Origin of the sequence: Pseudoalteromonas sp. SR45-1, assembly GCF_014163655.1 — a bacterium.
Taxonomy (GTDB): domain Bacteria; phylum Pseudomonadota; class Gammaproteobacteria; order Enterobacterales; family Alteromonadaceae; genus Pseudoalteromonas; species Pseudoalteromonas distincta.
In genome coordinates this window covers 42,641-59,996 of sequence record NZ_JACJDR010000019.1, presented here as the reverse complement: position 1 = coordinate 59,996, position 17,356 = coordinate 42,641, and the positions used below count along the sequence as shown (strand labels likewise).

The 17,356-nt window shown below is 41.2% G+C and carries 16 protein-coding genes and 7 tRNA genes; 14 read left to right on the top strand and 9 right to left on the bottom strand.

Annotated features, from left to right (window positions below):
* Window positions 1–26 precede the first annotated feature (26 nt).
* From H5089_RS17415 to H5089_RS17405, 3 genes are read left to right on the top strand one after another with little or no spacing between them, the layout of a single operon-like run.
* Entirely contained in the window at window positions 27–347 is a 321-nt protein-coding gene (locus H5089_RS17415) for a YqcC family protein (RefSeq protein WP_182712739.1), read from the top strand.
* Window positions 340–1,104, top strand: coding sequence for a tRNA pseudouridine(65) synthase TruC (truC, locus tag H5089_RS17410; protein WP_182712738.1), 765 nt, complete (start codon window positions 340–342; stop codon window positions 1,102–1,104). Before H5089_RS17415 ends, truC begins: the two co-directional genes overlap by 8 nt.
* Window positions 1,104–1,553: a flavodoxin gene (locus tag H5089_RS17405; protein ID WP_010553680.1), complete on the top strand. Its 450-nt coding sequence runs from the start codon at window positions 1,104–1,106 to the stop codon at window positions 1,551–1,553. Before truC ends, H5089_RS17405 begins: the two co-directional genes overlap by 1 nt.
* 69 nt (window positions 1,554–1,622) lie before the next feature.
* Here the strand turns inward: H5089_RS17405 and H5089_RS17400 are convergent, their stop codons facing one another.
* Entirely contained in the window at window positions 1,623–3,203 is a 1,581-nt protein-coding gene (locus H5089_RS17400) for a LysM peptidoglycan-binding domain-containing protein (protein WP_182675669.1), read from the bottom strand.
* Window positions 3,204–3,358: 155 nt separating this feature from the next.
* Entirely contained in the window at window positions 3,359–4,132 is a 774-nt protein-coding gene (gene gloB / locus H5089_RS17395) for a hydroxyacylglutathione hydrolase (protein ID WP_182712737.1), read from the bottom strand.
* Window positions 4,133–4,185: 53 nt separating this feature from the next.
* Between gloB and H5089_RS17390 the strand changes: the two genes are divergently transcribed.
* A complete protein-coding gene (locus tag H5089_RS17390) occupies window positions 4,186–4,971 on the top strand; it encodes a class I SAM-dependent methyltransferase (RefSeq protein WP_002963022.1) in 786 nt (261 codons plus the stop codon).
* Between the two features lie 163 nt (window positions 4,972–5,134).
* On the opposite strand, the gene rnhA is transcribed toward H5089_RS17390, so the two are convergent.
* Window positions 5,135–5,599, bottom strand: coding sequence for a ribonuclease HI (gene rnhA / locus H5089_RS17385; RefSeq protein ID WP_002963021.1), 465 nt, complete (start codon window positions 5,597–5,599; stop codon window positions 5,135–5,137).
* Window positions 5,600–5,667: 68 nt separating this feature from the next.
* Between rnhA and dnaQ the strand changes: the two genes are divergently transcribed.
* From dnaQ to H5089_RS17340, 9 genes are all read left to right on the top strand, one after another.
* A complete protein-coding gene (dnaQ, locus tag H5089_RS17380; protein ID WP_182694170.1) occupies window positions 5,668–6,381 on the top strand; it encodes a DNA polymerase III subunit epsilon in 714 nt (237 codons plus the stop codon).
* 9 nt (window positions 6,382–6,390) lie between these two features.
* On the top strand, window positions 6,391–7,761 hold the full coding sequence (locus H5089_RS17375) for a TIGR03503 family protein (RefSeq protein WP_182712736.1): 1,371 nt from the start codon (window positions 6,391–6,393) through the stop codon (window positions 7,759–7,761).
* A gap of 97 nt (window positions 7,762–7,858) precedes the next feature.
* Window positions 7,859–7,935 (top strand) — tRNA-Asp (locus H5089_RS17370).
* A 27-nt stretch (window positions 7,936–7,962) separates the two neighbouring features.
* Window positions 7,963–8,039, top strand: a tRNA-Asp gene (locus H5089_RS17365).
* A gap of 41 nt (window positions 8,040–8,080) precedes the next feature.
* Window positions 8,081–8,157: transfer RNA gene (locus tag H5089_RS17360), tRNA-Asp, on the top strand.
* A 31-nt stretch (window positions 8,158–8,188) separates the two neighbouring features.
* A tRNA-Asp gene (locus tag H5089_RS17355) sits at window positions 8,189–8,265 on the top strand.
* A gap of 38 nt (window positions 8,266–8,303) precedes the next feature.
* A tRNA-Asp gene (locus H5089_RS17350) sits at window positions 8,304–8,380 on the top strand.
* Between the two features lie 37 nt (window positions 8,381–8,417).
* Window positions 8,418–8,494, top strand: a tRNA-Asp gene (locus tag H5089_RS17345).
* 54 nt (window positions 8,495–8,548) lie between these two features.
* Window positions 8,549–8,618: transfer RNA gene (locus tag H5089_RS17340), tRNA-OTHER, on the top strand.
* A 706-nt stretch (window positions 8,619–9,324) separates the two neighbouring features.
* Here H5089_RS17340 and fadE read toward each other — a convergent pair.
* On the bottom strand, window positions 9,325–11,781 hold the full coding sequence (fadE, locus tag H5089_RS17335) for an acyl-CoA dehydrogenase FadE (RefSeq protein ID WP_002960075.1): 2,457 nt from the start codon (window positions 11,779–11,781) through the stop codon (window positions 9,325–9,327).
* A gap of 323 nt (window positions 11,782–12,104) precedes the next feature.
* Here fadE and H5089_RS17330 point away from each other — a divergent pair, with 323 nt between their 5' ends.
* The gene (locus H5089_RS17330; RefSeq protein ID WP_007586947.1) at window positions 12,105–12,869 is read left to right on the top strand and encodes a class II glutamine amidotransferase; all 765 of its coding nucleotides are present in this window, start codon (window positions 12,105–12,107) and stop codon (window positions 12,867–12,869) included.
* A gap of 53 nt (window positions 12,870–12,922) precedes the next feature.
* Here H5089_RS17330 and H5089_RS17325 read toward each other — a convergent pair whose 3' ends face one another.
* From H5089_RS17325 to cmoA, 5 genes are all read right to left on the bottom strand, one after another.
* Window positions 12,923–13,657, bottom strand: coding sequence for a DUF3108 domain-containing protein (locus H5089_RS17325; RefSeq protein WP_002959996.1), 735 nt, complete (start codon window positions 13,655–13,657; stop codon window positions 12,923–12,925).
* Between the two features lie 16 nt (window positions 13,658–13,673).
* Complete coding sequence (gene purN, locus H5089_RS17320) at window positions 13,674–14,321, bottom strand: phosphoribosylglycinamide formyltransferase (protein WP_002959994.1); 648 nt, start codon at window positions 14,319–14,321, stop codon at window positions 13,674–13,676.
* Window positions 14,321–15,373 carry a phosphoribosylformylglycinamidine cyclo-ligase gene (gene purM, locus H5089_RS17315; RefSeq protein WP_002959993.1) on the bottom strand — a complete coding sequence of 351 codons (1,053 nt, stop codon included), beginning with the start codon at window positions 15,371–15,373 and terminating at the stop codon, window positions 14,321–14,323. The genes purN and purM overlap by 1 nt, the downstream gene beginning before the upstream one ends.
* A 190-nt stretch (window positions 15,374–15,563) precedes the next feature.
* Window positions 15,564–16,532, bottom strand: coding sequence for a tRNA 5-methoxyuridine(34)/uridine 5-oxyacetic acid(34) synthase CmoB (cmoB, locus tag H5089_RS17310; RefSeq protein WP_138488804.1), 969 nt, complete (start codon window positions 16,530–16,532; stop codon window positions 15,564–15,566).
* Between the two features lie 12 nt (window positions 16,533–16,544).
* Window positions 16,545–17,270 (bottom strand): carboxy-S-adenosyl-L-methionine synthase CmoA, encoded by a 726-nt coding sequence (gene cmoA, locus H5089_RS17305; protein WP_007378000.1) that lies wholly within the window; start codon window positions 17,268–17,270, stop codon window positions 16,545–16,547.
* Window positions 17,271–17,356 lie beyond the last annotated feature (86 nt).

The window sequence follows — 17,356 nt, the reverse complement described above, 5'->3', positions numbered from 1 at the left end:
CATTACATATATAAAAGAGGGTGGTTATGTACCAGCAAACCCAAACTTATTTAGTGCAGCTAATGGCACTTTTACAAAAACACGCGCTTTGGCAAAGTGAGCCAATAGACGCTGAGGCACTGCTTTCAAATACTCCTTTTTGTCACGATACAATGGCATTTGAGCAGTGGTTACAGTTTGTATTTATTGACAAAATACAGCAATTAATAACACATAGGCAACCACTGCCGCGTAACTTTGCTATTGCCCCTATGGCGCAAATGACACTTGTGAATAAAGCCGGAAGCGATGAAATTATTGAATTACTAACAGCCCTTGATACCTTTTTAGGAGAACCAAATGAGTGAGCGTCCAGCGCCTATTGAATATGGCGAGCTGACTATTTTGTATCAAGATGAAAACTATGTGGCTATAAATAAGCCTTCAGGTTTATTAGTGCATCGCTCGTTTTTAGATAAACACGAAACCCAGTTTGCTATGCAAATGTTGCGCGACCAGCTAGGGCAACATGTATTTCCAGTACATAGGCTCGATAGACCTACGTCGGGCGTATTGCTGTTTGCATTGAACTCGGAAGCTGCTCGCGATATGAACCAGCTATTTATTGAAGGCACCATTGCTAAGCGCTATTTGGCCTTAGTGCGCGGCTTTGCGCCAGAGTCAGTATTTTTAGATAAACCGCTTAAAGAAGAACTTGATAAAATAGCCGATAAGTTTGCAGATCAAGATAAAGCACCTCAAGAAGCGCAAACCCAGTTTAACTGCTTGCACCAAGCTGCATTGCCTATTCCTATAGGTAAGTACCCAACAGTGCGTTACTCGTTAGTGGAGTGCTTTCCAAAAACGGGGCGCAAGCATCAAATTCGCAGACACTTAAAGCACTTATCACTGCCTATTATTGGTGATGTAAATCACGGTGATAATCAGCATAATCAATTTTTTAGAGTGCATTTTGAGCTAAGACGCCTAATGTTATTTGCAACAGAGCTTAGTTTTGTGCACCCTTATAGTAATGAATCAATAACAATTAAAGCGCCACTAGGTGAAGACATGCTTGAAATATGTAAGCAGCTAGGTTGGCCAGAGCAAGAAAAGGATTATTAATGGCACATATTAGTATTTTTGTAGGTAGCGTTAATGGCGGTGCAGAGCGTTTAAGCGATGAAGTTGCAGCCACAATAGAGCAAGCGGGTCATACTGCTACAGTAATTACAGAAGCATCGCTTGATGATATAAAAAATGCATCGCATATTTTAATTGTTACCTCCACAACAGGCCAAGGTGATGTACCGAGTAATTTGGCCGGATTGTACTTTGCAATGAATAGCACTTTCCCAATGCTTACCGATAAACCGTTTGGTGTAATTGCAATGGGTGACAGATGTTACGGCGATACATTTTGTGGCGCAGGGCGAAGCTTTGACGAGCTACTTCGTGATTTACAAGCAAAGCCTGTGGGCAACCGCCTAGAAATAGATGCATGTGAAGATTTTGAACCGTGGCCGGTAACCGAGCCTTGGTTAAAAGTATGGCTAGAAAAACTACCTGCTTAATCCTTTAATTTTAAAGTATTAAAAAAGGAGCGCATGCGCTCCTTTTTACTTTTAATATAGTTTTATAAATTAACTACTTCTGACATCTACTTTAAGTTTTAGCTTTTGGCCAGGTTGTAAGTATTTTTGACCGGCTAAATTATTCCACTTAATAATTTCGTTAACGCTTAGATTAAACTTAGACGCAATACGTGCAAGTGAGTCACCACGGCGTACTTTGTATGTAATAGTACGGTTGGTACTTGCCGTTGCTTGTGGTTTATTAGCTGACTTATACACAGTAAGTTTTTGATTTAGGCGCAGTACAGAGTTTTTCTTTAGCTTATTCCATTTAGCCAACTCATCCATAGTTACGTCATATTCGCGGCTAATGTCCCATAACGTGTCGCCACTTTTAACTGTGTGCGAAAGCTTTGTGCGAGTTGCTTTATTAGCAGCTAAGCGCATCTGCTTTGGTAAATGTTCGCTATTTATAGCGCCATCAGTAAGCGGGACTAATAATTCTTGGCCTACTTTAATCGTATTTGATTTGAGTTTATTAAGCGATCGGATTGCACTTGAGCTCGTTGTAAACTTTTTGGCAATTACTGATAAGCTGTCGCCTCGAGCCACAATATAACGTTGCCAGCGTAATCTGTTTTTAACATCAGTGTTTGCTAGTTTTTGGCTAAATTGCTCTGCTTTATCTACTGGCAGTAATAAAGAATGTGGGCCATTAGGATCAGTTGCCCAGCGGTTAAAACCAGGGTTTAATCTGTATAGCTCAGTAAGCGTCATATCGGCCATATCAGCAGCAAGTGCTAAATCTATTTGCGAGCCAACATCAACCACTTCAACCACTTGTGCATTAATTACTGGTTGCCATGTAACGTTAAAATCATCTGAGCGTTTTAATAAATCGGCAAGTGCTAATAACTTTGGTACGTAGGCTGTTGTTTCGCTAGGTAAATCAAGAGACCAAAAATCGGTAGGTAAATGCTTTTTACGATTCTTTTTAATAGCGCGCATCAAGCGCCCTTCACCTGAATTATAAGCAGCAATCGCATTTAGCCAATCGCCTTCAAGTGTTTTATGTAAATACGACAAGTAGTCAAGTGCTGCGCGAGTCGACTGCACTATGTCGCGACGACCGTCGTACCACCAGTTTTGTTTTAAATCGAATCGCTCACCGGTTGCAGGCATAAACTGCCAAATGCCCGATGCGCTGCGATTAGAATAACCAAATGGGTCAAATGCGCTTTCTACAATAGGCAGTAGTGCAATTTCGATTGGCATTTCGCGCTTTTCTACTTCTTCAACAATAAAGTGTAAGTAAGGTTCTGCACGTTTAGAAATACGATCTAAATAGGCTTGGTGGCGAGCGTAATAGTTACGTTCAGTAACAACAGGGCGGTTTTGCGGTATTTCGATAGAAAGTTGGTAGCGAATTCGCTCCCACACATCATCAAACACGGGCGCTTCTTGCTCATCAGAGTCAACTTGCTGATATTGTGCGTTTACCATCAATGCATTGTTAATGTCGTTAGGACTTGCGCCTTCGAGTTGTTGGTTTGCTTGCGTGGCAACTTTAGAGTCTGACTCTAATGTTGTCAGTGTTTGACAACCACTTAGCGCTAACGCCAAGGCTACTAATAGGGGAGATTTATTCATAAATACCAATACATCGGGTAAAAAACTCGGCGAATACTACCTGTTATGAGTTAACATTGCCACTTAATGACTTTTTAAAACGCAGAAATAGAATCATCACTATATCTTAAGTTAATGATTCTAATGAAATAAATATTAAAGTATTAGTTTTTGCATTAAAAATTGTCTTTGAACTGTCTCAGACTCGCAAAGTTTCCCCAAGGTTCATTGTTTTTTGTAACCGAGATAAATTTCTCTGGCACTAACTCTATAATGGTTGGCAAATCGCTACGCATAAATGGATTTATTTTTAGCTCCTGTCCAATAGAGGTCGGTAGAGAAATTTGATTATTACTGCGTAATTCATCTACTTTTTTACTGTACTCAAGGAGTTCTGGATTGCGTGGTTCAACTGCTTTGGCAAAGGCAAGATTAGCTTGCGTGTATTCGTGCGTGCAATAAACAACACAGCTTGCAGGCAGCTCTCTTAGTTTATTAAAAGATTTCCACATTTGCTCTGGCGTGCCTTCAAATAAGCGCCCACATCCGCCGCTAAATAATGTATCGCCTGTAAAAGCAAGTTCATCATTTGTGTAACAAATATGATCAAGCGTATGCCCAGGAGTTGCTAAAATAGTAAAGTTAATATTAAGCACACTGATGCTTTGTCCATCAGTGAGTGCGTGAGTGACGCCTTTAAATGGACTATTTGCAGGGCCATAAACCGATATATCTGGATAGGCGTCAACTAATTCAGCTACGCCATCAGTGTGGTCGTAGTGATGATGCGTAATTAAAATGCCACCAAGCGTTAGTTTGTGCTCAGCTAAGTACGTTAATACGGGATGTGCTTGGCCTGGATCGACTACCCATGCTTGGTTACTGTTATCGGTAGTTAAACACCAAATGTAATTATCAGAAAAGGCTTTAATTGCTTTGACTTGCACCATGGTAAATTGCTCTATAAAGTGACACTTATCGCATAGTATAACGAGCTCAAAAAATGAAACCAGCCCTTAGTTTTCAAGAAGGACCCAAACCACTGTCGTGGCAGCAGTTTCCTCATGGGGATTATTTACGCACAGATATTGAACGTAAAATGGAGCAATGGCTTCCGCGTATGTTTGGCTATCATATGCTTAAGTTGGGTAATTTAAGTGGCGAATTAAACACAAGTATAAGTACGATTAAACACCAAGTGTGTGTTGCAGAGCCTGGGCCTTACACTGGGGTAGTTGCTGACATAGATGAATTGCCATTTTACGAGCACAGTATTGATGCTTGTATACTAAGCCACTGCTTAGAGTATCATTCAGACCCACATCACATTTTACGAGAAGCACATCGCACGCTTATTCCGGGCGGTTATATACTAGTGACTGGTTTTAATCCGTTTAGTTTGTGTGGGCTTGCACAAATGCTGCCTTTTAGTGGTCAGAAGTTACCATGGACGGGGCGCTTTTTTACCCCTGCGAGGGTTAAAGATTGGCTAAATTTATTGGGTTTTGAAATTGTAAGTGACGAACGTTTTATTTATTCATCACTGGCAAGAGGTAACAGGTTATCAAGATTTGAGTTTTGGCGGACTTTTGCAAAACAGTATTTAAAACCAATGGGCAGTGTTTATATGCTGGTGGCACGAAAAAGAGTTGCGCCACTTACGCCGATAAAACCTAAGTGGCATGCTAGGCCGCAGTTTGCACCAGTAAAAGGGGCAGGGCTTAGACAAACGTCAAAGCAACACTTTAAATCGTGCGAGCAAAAAAATAATACCAATTGCATTAAATAAGTGATCTATCATAGCGCTAAGAAAATAGCACATTAACAAGGCGAAAATTGTGACATATAGTTGTTCTATATGAATAATTTTTAACGCAGTTAGTGAGTTATTTAATGCGATAGAATGAACATGTTTTTAATAAAATTGGTATAACAACTAGCTTAGAATAAATTTAAGGCTGGTAGCCTACATCTTCTAGTAAATCTTTACTGCCAGCGGCATCGCGCGCTAAATCGTCAACTATTTCGTTGTATTTATTGCCGCTATGCCCTTTAACCCACTTCCAAGTTACATTGTGCTCGCTACAGGCTTTATCTAAGCGTTTCCATAAATCGACGTTTTTAACCGGCTTTTTAGCTGATGTTAACCAGCCACGTTTTTTCCAGTTAGTGATCCACGATTCAATGCCTTGCTTAACATATTGGCTATCGGTTGTTAGGTTTACATCGCATTCTCGAGTGAGTGATTCTAGGGCAACAATAGCCGCGAGCATTTCCATTCGGTTATTTGTTGTGAGTTTATAACCTTGGCTCATTTCTTTTTCGTGGCCGTTATAAATCATAAAAATACCATAACCGCCGGGGCCTGGATTACCTAAACATGAGCCGTCGGTGTAAATCTCTACGGTTTTTTGCACTGTTTTACCTTGATCTTATGTACAATAAAGTGATTATAGAAAGATACCAGAATCAGGCTAAATTCGATATGGCACGTAGACAAATAGTTTTAGATACAGAAACCACCGGCATCGACCCTAAACAAGGGCACCGTATTATAGAAATTGGTTGTGTGGAGTTAGTAAATCGCCGTTTAACAGGCAATAACTTTCACGTTTATATAAACCCACAACGCCCAAGCGAAGAAGAAGCAATCGACGTTCACGGTATCACTAACGAATTTTTACGTGATAAACCGTTATTTCATCAAATTGCCCAAGAGTTTTTCGACTATATTGAAGGGGCAGAGTTAGTTATTCATAACGCGCCGTTCGATATTGGCCATATGGATAATGAATTTGCACTACTTAATCAGGGCTATCCTAAAACAGAGACTTTTTGTCAAGTTCTCGACACGCTTAAAATGGCGCGTGACTTGCATCCAGGTCAAAAGAACAATCTTGATGCATTATGTCGTCGTTACGATGTAGATAACGCAAAGCGAACACTTCACGGCGCGCTACTGGATTCTGAAATTTTAGCCGATGTGTACCTTGCCATGACGGGTGGTCAAACAAAGCTGAATTTGAATCAAAACAAAGATGACGGCAGCGAGCAACAGAAAGGCGGTATAAAGCGTTTAAATAGCGATAGAGCCCCATTAGTTGTATTGCGAGCAAGCGACGCTGAGCAAAGCGCACACGAAGCACGATTAGATCTTGTAAACAAAGAAGGCGGCCAATGTATATGGCGCGCAGAATAAGGCGATTTAATGAAAACGATGTATTTTGTAACAGCGTTATGTGCCGCTAGTTTATTTACTGGCAATGCATATGGCGTAAAACAAGTAGAAGTGCTCAAGCGCGATGGGCATCAAAATGAGATCCCTTTACTTGATAATCGTTTTCGCATAGATAGCAAAATAGATGAAATAACACTGCTGTTTTTTAGAAAATCAGGTGCACCTGCTGTTATTTTAGTGCGGCCCGATGGCAGTAAGTACTTTGCTACTGACTCAGTTAAAAACCCTAACTTAGATTGGTTTGACGAACTCAGCTACGATTTAGTTACCATAAAAAAACCTATGGCGGGTCCTTGGCAAGTAATAGGCAGTATTTTACCCGACAGCAGAATAGTTGTATTAGGCGAAATATCTCTTGAGGCAGAGCCTCTTCCTTCAATGTTGTTTAGGGGGGAGACAATAAAAATCACCGGGAAAATACTAAACGACGGTGAGCCAATTAACACAAACCTATTTAGGGATGTTGTGAGCCTTAATGTTGACTTTGTAAGTACCAACAATGAAAACTTTGCTAACTTTGGCGCAGGCATTCAAGAAGTAGCGGAATTTAAAGACGATGGACGTGGATTTGATGAGCGTCCTAAAGATGGTGTGTTTACCGGCGAGTTTACTTTAGATTTTCCTGCGGGTGAATGGACACCAGAGCTTTACGTGGCAACACCTCTGCTGCAGCGCCGCATTGTGCAAAATACAATAGAAGTGCACGAGCCACCTTTTATAACCGAAGTCGCGTTAGCAGAACAAGACACAGACGAGCATCTGTTAACTATAAATATAGACCCAAGTATTGTTAAGCCAGAGACAGTCATCATCCAGGGAAAAATCTACTATCCCAATAACGAAGAGCAAATCTTTACCATAGATGCTGCAGCTAAAGACTCACGTCAGCTTAGTGTTAAAAATTATGATTGGGGTAGATATAGTGTTGAACTGTCTGTTTTTGGTACTAATATTAATGGCCGTGAATTTATGGCAACGCTACCAACGTATAAATTTGAGATAGAACGACCCATAGAAGCGGTGCCCGAAATTGATTCGGCAACAATTATTACGCCAGATAAAATGATTGAGAGTGAGCCTGTTGAAGAAAAAATGGCCACATCGGCAATTATTAGTTTAATTGTAGGCTGCAATACGCTCATTTTATTACTCGGTTGGTTGTTAATTCGTATATTTGTTCAGAAAAAATCGATTAAATTTAAAGTGAAGCTGCCTTTTTTAAAGAAAAAGAAAACAAGTGAAGGTGGTGTTGCCGACACAGAAAAAAATCAAGTCGGTAAAAATGGCTCAAAAAATGACAGATCAGGTGAAATTTTAAACCTTTCGATGACAGATGACTAAAAAACCTATAAAAAAACAAAAAAGCCCTTGACGAAATAGGGGTTGGTTCGTATTATTCACGCCGCTGTCAGGGAGACCTAAACAGCAACGAAAATATGGAGTGGTAGTTCAGTTGGTTAGAATACCGGCCTGTCACGCCGGGGGTCGCGGGTTCGAGTCCCGTCCACTCCGCCATTTTCGTAAAACTTGTAAGTAAAAGCTGGAGTGGTAGTTCAGTTGGTTAGAATACCGGCCTGTCACGCCGGGGGTCGCGGGTTCGAGTCCCGTCCACTCCGCCAACACTTACACAACGTATGGTTGTAAAACATATTCTTATTATGGAGTGGTAGTTCAGTTGGTTAGAATACCGGCCTGTCACGCCGGGGGTCGCGGGTTCGAGTCCCGTCCACTCCGCCAATAAGAAAAAATAACAGTTTAAATATGCGCTGGAGTGGTAGTTCAGTTGGTTAGAATACCGGCCTGTCACGCCGGGGGTCGCGGGTTCGAGTCCCGTCCACTCCGCCAACTATTTAAACAATGTTATATTACAAAATTTGTATGCTGGAGTGGTAGTTCAGTTGGTTAGAATACCGGCCTGTCACGCCGGGGGTCGCGGGTTCGAGTCCCGTCCACTCCGCCAACAAATTAAGTAATAACAAGTATAATGATATCTCTGCGGAGTGGTAGTTCAGTTGGTTAGAATACCGGCCTGTCACGCCGGGGGTCGCGGGTTCGAGTCCCGTCCACTCCGCCATTTGATATCATGATTAAAATTAGTAAGTGCATTACCCCATGCACATACCACTGCGGAGTGGTAGTTCAGTTGGTTAGAATACCGGCCTGTCACGTCGCGGGTTCGAGTCCCGTCCACTCCGCCACTTGTTATTTCCTCAATAACAAGCTTATAAAATCCTTGATTAAATAATTTAGTAAAACATTCTTTGGCTATCAGCTATCAGCTATCAGCTATCAAACACATTCCTTGCACAAACCTGCTGATATTCCTTATTATCCGTATCAATACCTATATCAATCTGCCGATGCTCTGGGTAAGTGCTTCTGCATTGCGCTGTATCTCTCTTCTCGTAACTTTGAAACTTTTACCGCAGTTAGCTTAACGCCAGGTTTAACCCCAATTCGCTTAATTAAGTAATCTATTTTGATGTAAGAAAAGCATGTCGATAATAAGGAATAATTCGTTATTTAGTTGTTTTCGGCAAATGATCCTGCATTGCTCTATCTCCTGCATTTATGCAGTCGTATATCAGAGACTTTTAACACTGCTAGGCAGGCTCTAAGTATTATTGCTAATTGGTATAGTCATTAACTTTATAGTGTTGTACTTGTAGAGCTCTTGACAGGGTTTAAGTTTTTACAGGAATATAGAGATGAATTAAGGGTATTTAATCAATACAGAGCTTTTAGGGTTGGTTAGATGTCAGAGCTGCCTGTTATACCAAGCTGTATAATTATTTAAACAATCTAACGAATTAAACTACTCCATCACGTTGTTAAAATTTTTATTGTGCACAAAAAAGCCAGCACGTTATATGCTGGCTTTTGGTCTGTAAATGCTTAGCTTACTTAAGCAGCATCAGCTTCTTTTTTAACGCTATTACGTGCGGCTTTGCCTGCAAGTAAGTCAGCAGGGTCGAAGTCATCAACGTTAATAACATCTAAACGAGATTGCTCAACAGCAGCTAGTTTATCAGCTTCTGCTTGGCTTAAAATGCCTGCTTCAAGCCCCATTTGTGCTACTTTATCAAGCTGGAAGAATGGCAGTTTAAGACCTTTCTCTTTACATACTCTTTCAAATAATGGCTCAACGTCTAGGATGTCTTTAAGCGTTTGCTCTTGACGACCCACAAGGTTAAGCGGCTCATTTTTTAAGTATACGTAGCTTGCTAAACGGTTACGCGTTTCGCTAGGTACTTGTAGTAGTTGCGCAAGTTTATGCTCAAGTTGGTCAGTTGGTTTACGAACCGGGCGACCAAACGGGAATAACAATACTTTTAACACGGCACGTAGTGGAGCCGAAGGCATGTTATTAATTAAATCAGCAAGTGCACGTTGGCAATGATAAAGGTGATCTTGGCAACTCCATTTTACTAGAGCAAAATCTTCTTTTTTACGGCCTTCGTCGTTGTAACGCTTAAGCGTTGCAGACACTAAGTATAAGTAACTAAGTAAGTCACCTAAACGTGCTGAAATACGTTCTTTACGTTTTAGTGAGCCACCAAATACTGCCATGCTAATGTCTGACATAAGAGCAAGTGATGCACTAAAGCGTGACGCTATACGGTAAAATTCAGCAGTTTCGTCGTTGTACGGCACACTTGTAAAACGTGCGCCGGTAAGTGCAAGCCACTTAGTACGTACAAGGTTCGACATAGTAAAACCAATATGACCCATTAGCGCTTTATCAAATACGTTAAGCGCTTCTTCGCGGTCTTCAATTTCGCACGCACCTAGTTCGGTAAGTACAAATGGATGACAGCGAATTGCACCTTGACCATAAATAATCATATTACGGGTCAAGATGTTTGCACCTTCAACGGTAATGGCAATAGGTGCACCTTGGTAGCCACGACCTAAATAGTTATTTGGCCCAAGCATGATGCCCTTACCGCCAAGTACATCCATTGCATGAATAGTTGCATCACGCATTTGCTCTGTCAGGTGGTATTTAATAATGGCAGAAACTACCGATGGCTTTTCGCCTAAATCAACCGCACCCGTAGACATACTAACCGCAGCATCAGAGCTGTAAGCGTAACCAGCAAGTTTTGCTAGTGACTCTTCAACACCTTCCATTTTACCAATAGGTAAACGGAACTGACGACGAATGCGGCTATACGCACCCGTTGCAACGGCAATCATTTTAATGCCACCGGCAGAATTTGACGGCAATGTAATTGCACGACCAACCGATAAACACTCAACCAGCATGCGCCAGCCTTGACCAGCCATATCTGGACCACCAATAATATAATCAAGTGGTACGAAAATATCTTTACCGCGAGTAGGACCATTTTGAAATGGTACGTTAAGCGGGAAATGTCGACGACCAATTTCAACTCCAGGAGTGTCCGTTGGAATAAGTGCACAGGTAATGCCTGGCTCTTTATTGTCGCCAATTAGCCCATCTGGATCTTGTAACTTAAACGCAAGACCAAGTACGGTAGCCACTGGGGCAAGTGTAATGTAACGCTTATTCCACGTTAAACTAACACCCACAACTTCCTCACCATTCCATTGCCCTTTACATACCACACCGTAGTCTGGAATTGAGCTTGCATCAGAACCCGCTTCTGGCGAAGTTAATGCAAAACATGGAATTTCTTGACCGCTCGCTAGGCGCGGTAAGTAATGATCTTTTTGCTCTTTTGTACCATAGTGTTGTAATAATTCACCTGGGCCTAAAGAGTTCGGTACACCAACAATTGACGAAAGTAATGTTGATTTACTTGTTAGTTTTTGAAGTACACAAGACTGTGCAAATGCAGAAAATTCTAAACCGCCGTATTCTTTTTTGATGATCATGGCAAAAAATTTATTATCTTTTAGATACTGCCACACATCTTGAGGAAGGTCGGTTAGTTCGTGCGTTGCTTCCCAATCGTCCAACATGCTACAAACTACTTCAACAGGGCCATCAACAAAGGCTTGCTCTTCAATAGTAAGTTTAGGAACTGGGTATTGGTGAAGTTTTTTCCAATCTGGGTTACCGCAAAATAAGTCAGCTTCCCACCACGTCGTACCGGCATCAATAGCTGATTTTTCAGTATCAGACATGCTTGGCGTTACTTTTTTAAACGTAGCAAAAATAGGCTTGATGATATATTGCTGACGAAGGCCAGTAACAGAAAGAGGAACCGCGATGATCAAAAAGATCAACCAGCTAATTAAACCAAAAGCACCCGCAAAGGTACCAATTAATAAAGTTATAGCCGAAACACCAAGTGCTGTGTTCCAACTTGCTCTGTGGTAAACCGCAGTGCAAAGCAACGCGATTAGAACCAGTGTAAATATGAGTGTCATTTTTATTCCTTAATAGAGGTCAGACCACCTCACTTAGAGTAGCGCTAGTAACAGTAATTTTCAAGTACATAACGATGTTAAATTGTAGTAGAAAGTAACTTAAATACGATATTTAATTACCCGACAGAGGAACACTCAATAACTATCGTATAGTCAAAGCATTAGCCGTAAGTAGTGCTAACGTAAAAATAAATAAATCTAATAGCAAAATGACACTTTTTAAGTAAGTATAGCCGTTATAGCGGGCTGCAATTTAGTGTACGCTTAATACACAAATATTCGCTATTTATTTTAATGTATGGTTTTTAAGGGTTATTTTATTAATGTGTGAATTACTTGGCATGTCAGCCAATGTGCCTACCGATATTTGTTTTAGTTTTTCAGGCCTTTTAGAGCGTGGTGGTAATACAGGTCCTCATAAAGATGGTTGGGGTATTACATTTTACGAAGGTAAAGGCTGTAGAACCTTTAAAGATCCTGAGCCGAGTTATCAATCTGAAATTGCAAAGCTGGTTAAAGCATACCCCATTAAAAGTGTCTCGGTTATTAGCCATATTCGCCAAGGTAATCGCGGGCGAGTATGCCTTGAAAATACTCATCCTTTTACGCGAGAGTTATGGGGGCGTGAAATTACTTACGCTCATAACGGGCAGCTATCTAATTATCATGATTTAAAACCGCAGTACTATCGCCCAGTGGGTAACACCGATAGCGAACTCGCTTTTTGTTGGTTGCTTGATAAAATTCGCGAAAAATACCCAAAGCGTCCAAGTAATATGGCGTCGGTTTTTAGATACGCGGCTAAGCTTTCGCATACCCTGCGTGAAAAAGGGGTGTTTAATATGTTATTGACCGATGGGGTGTTTGTTTTAGCGTATTGCACTAATAACTTACATTACATAACGCGCCGTGCGCCATTTGGTAAAGCAACGTTGATTGATGCCGACATGGTGGTTGATTTTCAACAAGAGACCACACCAAACGATGTAGTAACAGTTATAGCTACAAGGCCTTTGACGAATGATGAGCGCTGGCAAAAAATGGAGCCTGGGGAATTTGCATTGTTTAAAATGGGTGAGCTAATTTAGCCCACCTATTTTAAATACTAACTTAACTTAACTTAACTTTGCTTTAATTAAATTTAGTTAGCTTCTTGAGGTTGTTGTGCTGTAGCAGGCGCAACAGCTGTAGGCGCAGTAACAGTAAATGAATTCATTTGAACTTCAAACTGCTCCATACCTTTTTCGCCTTTCCACATACGTACCAGCATGTAATCCATTTCTGGCGCGAACCATGCAATTGCTTGGCGTTTATCGTTATCGTATAAACGCTTCACTTTAATGGCTTCTACATTACCGATAGGTAAGGAGATCATCTCTTTTTCAACAACTTCAAAGTTGTAGTCGCGGCGGTTACCTTTTTTATCTATAAGGGGGAATGAAAAGCTTGTTTCGCCTTTTTTCAATCCTTCGCGCACTTGCACTTGGTACGAAATAGCATCCTGAAATTCATCAGTCCATTCGCATTTAAGTGGGTATTCACTAGCGCTGCTAGTCACTACTTTGTTTGTTGTATCAAAATCAATTTTGTAATCTTTATCTGGGCCTGTCCCTGTACGAATCATGTTGTAATGATGCGGGGTAACCTTGCCATCTTTAAAGGTAAACTTTGATGTTTCTTCACGAGAGTCAGAGAAAATCATCCACTCAATATTGCTGTGGTATGTTAATTCATAAGTATCGTCGCCCGTTTTTTTGAGCTCACGAACAGCCTCACCATGATTTTTACCTTTGCGTAAAATATCGTAATTAGCTTGATACTGGGTCAATTCGCCTGCAATTAGGCTAGTTGGAAGTAAAGCGCCCGCACATAACAATAGGGCACTTATTTTTTTATTGTGGGTAGTGCGCGCCGTGTGCAGGAAGTTGTTTTTTGTCAAGAACTGCATAATCTGCTTCCATAGTAAGTCTGTGTTCACTGAACCACTTGACCACCAAAGGATAAATTATATGCTCTTGCTCATGCACGCGTTTTGCTAATGTTTCTGCTGTATCATCCTTGAGTACAGGTATTTGCGCCTGAAGAATAACGGGACCGCCGTCTAATTCTTCAGTAACAAAGTGAACACTTACGCCATGAACATCGTCTTTTGCATCAATTGCTCTTTGGTGGGTATTCAGCCCCTGATACTTAGGCAACAAAGATGGATGAATGTTCAACATTTTTCCAACATATTTTTGCACTAAGCCAGGAGTAAGAATACGCATAAACCCAGCTAATACAACTAGATTTGGCATAAAAGAGTCGATAACGTTCATTAATTGCGCATCGTACGCTTCGCGCGAGTCAAAATCTTTATGACTGAGCACTTTTGTAGCAATACCTGCTTGTTTTGCACGCTCTAGGCCATAAGCGTCTGCTTTATTACTAATAACAGCCGCTATATGCCCGTTTATCTCGCCACGTTCGCAGGCATCTATGATGGCTTGTAAATTAGAGCCACTACCTGAGATTAAAACTACCAGACGAGTCGGTGCCATTACTTAGCACCACCTACAATTTCAACTTGCTCTTCGCCAGCTGCTGCATCTTGAATTTCACCAAGGTGCCATGCATTTTCGCCCAAGTCTTTTAGCATTGTTAAGCTTTGCTCAAGTTTGTCAGCAGGGACTACTAAAACCATGCCTACACCACAGTTAAATGTACGGTACATTTCGTGTGTAGTAATGTTGCCGTTTTCTTGTAACCAATTAAAAATTGGTGGCCACTGCCAGCTATCACCTTTAACTACAGCTTTTGCTGAAGCGGGTAATACGCGTGGAATGTTTTCCCAAAAACCGCCGCCAGTAATATGCGAAAGCGCATGTACGTCAACGTTTTTGAATAACTCAAGTAAAGGTTTTACGTAAATACGCGTAGGCTCAAGTAGAGTTTCGCCTAATGTTTTACCTTCAAAGTCAGCGCTGGTATCAGCTTTTGACACTTCAAGTACTTTACGAATTAAAGAGAAGCCATTTGAATGAGGACCGCTTGAAGCAAGTGCAATAAGCTGATCGCCTGCTGCTACTTTTGTGCCATCAATAATTTTTGATTTTTCTACAACGCCTGTACAAAAGCCTGCCATGTCGTAGTCTTCACCATCATACATACCTGGCATTTCAGCTGTTTCGCCACCAATTAGGGCACAACCTGAAATTTCACAACCTTTGCCAATACCTGTCACTACGTCAGCTGCTGTGTCTACATCTAGTTTACCAGTTGCATAGTAATCTAGAAAAAACAGGGGTTCAGCACCTTGAACAATTAAGTCGTTTACACACATTGCAACTAAATCAATACCAACCGTATCATGTTTTTTTAAGTCGATTGCTAAACGTAGTTTAGTACCAACACCATCTGTGCCTGCAACTAATACTGGTTGCTTGTAGCCTTCAGGAATTTCGCAAAGTGCGCCAAAACCACCAATTCCGCCCATTACTTCAGGACGACGAGTTTTTTTAACTACGCCTTTAATACGCTCAACAAGTGCATTACCAGCGTCGATATCTACGCCCGCGTCTTTATAGCTTAGAGACTGTTTTTGTTCGCTCACAGGTTTTCCTCAAAATAGTTGTTTTGGGTTGCTTAGAAACGCGCGTATTTTACAACAATTGCAAGGTCGCGGCTAGCGTAAATGTAATTTTGAAATAATTAACAAGGACACTTGTCCGCTGTTTGTTGTTTAAATAAACAAAAAAACGCCCGTAGGCGTTTTTTTAGTATTAAAGGCGTTAAATTAACAGCTATGCTTTTGCGGTTAATATGGCTCGAAGTGGAGCGGGGTAGCCTTCAATTGTTTTACTTGTATCGTTTGGATCTAAAAAGTCGATTAACGATTCGTTTTCCATCCAGTCGGTTTTACGTTGCTCTTCAAGCGTGGTAATAGCGCAATCTTTTATTTGCACATCTTTAAAGCCAACGCGTTCCATCCACAGCTTTAATGCTGCAGTACTTGGAATAAACCAAACGTTGCGCATTTTAGCGTAGCGGTCGGTTGGGACTAATACCGTGTTTTCGTCGCCTTCAATTACTAGGGTTTCAAGTACGAGTTCGCCGCCTGGGCGAAGCTGCGCTTTTAACTGCGCTAAAAAGTCGATAGGTGAGCGACGATGATAAAGTACACCCATAGAAAAAACAGTATCAAACGCTTTAAGCTCGGGTAATGCTTCTACGCCTAGTGGCAGTAAATGTACGTTTTCATCTGGGTTGTAGTGTTTAATTGCCTGAAACTGACATAAAAATAAATCAGATGGATCAATACCCACGACAAACTCTGCGCCTTCACCGCGCATACGCCATAAATGATACCCTGAGCCACAACCAATATCTAAAACAGTGCGGCCTTTTAATGGCTCAATATGAGGAAGCAGGCGGTCCCACTTCCAATCACTGCGCCACTCTGTATCTATTTCAATACCGTGCACACTAAATGGGCCTTTGCGCCATGGCATCATGCGTTTTAATAAATGCATGGCTTGCTTTTGCTCGCCATCACTCATCTCTCCTGGCGCGCCAATTTCTACCTTTGTAGAAATATCAACATGGGAAGTTGCCACCTCAGGCAAGTTTTTAAGTACTTTTTGCCATTTAGGCAAATCACCATGGCTAGCCTCGTTTTGCCAATGTTTTAATTGAGCAGGGAGGGTTTCTAGCCAGTGACTAAGTGGGCTTTGTGCGATAGATGCGTAAAATTGGTTAAACCATTGAGACATGGATGACTCTCTTTATTTAATTGCTACCATTGAGCAAAAATTAAAACATTGATACCACACTTGAGTTTGGCTAAAACCAATATCTTGTAAGCGAGTAAAGTGAGCGCTTAGTGTATCTGGGCGCATAACGTTTTCGATGGCGGTACGTTTTTGGCTTATTTCAAGCTCTGAGTAGCCATTGTGACGTTTAAAGTCGTGGTGCAAATCAATTAATAGGTTATCGCATTGCTCGTTTTCGGCTTTAATTTTTTCGCTTAGCAGCAATACACCACCAGGCTTTAAATTAGCGTATATTTTTTCAAGCACGGCTTGGCGCTGCGCATGTGGAATAAATTGCAGTGTAAAGTTCATTGCTACTACTGAGGCGTTTTGAATCTCAAGCTCGTTAATATCGCCCAAAGTAACAGTAACCGGCACATCCGATTTAAAACCTTGTAAGTGCACCTTACAACGTTCAACCATAGCTTGAGAGTTATCTACCGCTATTATATGGCAGTTATCGGTGCGAATGTTACGGCGCATGCTAAGCGTGACTGCGCCCAGTGAGCAGCCTAAATCATAAAGATTTGAGTTACTTTGTGCGTACTCACCCGCAAGTTTACCCATAGTGCTTACAATGGTGGCATACCCAGGTACAGAGCGCTGGATCATATCTGGAAAAACTTCGACTACATTTTGGTCAAAGCTAAAATCTTTTACTTGTTGCTCAGAGGCATAAATACTGTCTTTTATGGTCACGAAGGCAGTCTCTTTGTAAATAATGGCGCTATTTTAACATTTTATACTGGATAGTCAGTGATAAATTCAGTAGCTTGACTAGAATT

What these genes read in the sequence shown, in the direction of transcription:
- H5089_RS17415 (WP_182712739.1), top strand. Translation starts at nt 27, where the DNA reads ATGTACCAGCAAACCCAAACTTATTTAGTGCAGCTAATGGCACTTTTA.
- truC (WP_182712738.1), top strand. Translation starts at nt 340, where the DNA reads ATGAGTGAGCGTCCAGCGCCTATTGAATATGGCGAGCTGACTATTTTG.
- H5089_RS17405 (WP_010553680.1), top strand. Translation starts at nt 1,104, where the DNA reads ATGGCACATATTAGTATTTTTGTAGGTAGCGTTAATGGCGGTGCAGAG.
- H5089_RS17400 (WP_182675669.1), bottom strand. Translation starts at nt 3,203, where the DNA reads ATGAATAAATCTCCCCTATTAGTAGCCTTGGCGTTAGCGCTAAGTGGT.
- gloB (WP_182712737.1), bottom strand. Translation starts at nt 4,132, where the DNA reads ATGGTGCAAGTCAAAGCAATTAAAGCCTTTTCTGATAATTACATTTGG.
- H5089_RS17390 (WP_002963022.1), top strand. Translation starts at nt 4,186, where the DNA reads ATGAAACCAGCCCTTAGTTTTCAAGAAGGACCCAAACCACTGTCGTGG.
- dnaQ (WP_182694170.1), top strand. Translation starts at nt 5,668, where the DNA reads ATGGCACGTAGACAAATAGTTTTAGATACAGAAACCACCGGCATCGAC.
- H5089_RS17375 (WP_182712736.1), top strand. Translation starts at nt 6,391, where the DNA reads ATGAAAACGATGTATTTTGTAACAGCGTTATGTGCCGCTAGTTTATTT.
- fadE (WP_002960075.1), bottom strand. Translation starts at nt 11,781, where the DNA reads ATGACACTCATATTTACACTGGTTCTAATCGCGTTGCTTTGCACTGCG.
- H5089_RS17330 (WP_007586947.1), top strand. Translation starts at nt 12,105, where the DNA reads ATGTGTGAATTACTTGGCATGTCAGCCAATGTGCCTACCGATATTTGT.
- purN (WP_002959994.1), bottom strand. Translation starts at nt 14,321, where the DNA reads ATGGCACCGACTCGTCTGGTAGTTTTAATCTCAGGTAGTGGCTCTAAT.
- cmoB (WP_138488804.1), bottom strand. Translation starts at nt 16,532, where the DNA reads ATGTCTCAATGGTTTAACCAATTTTACGCATCTATCGCACAAAGCCCA.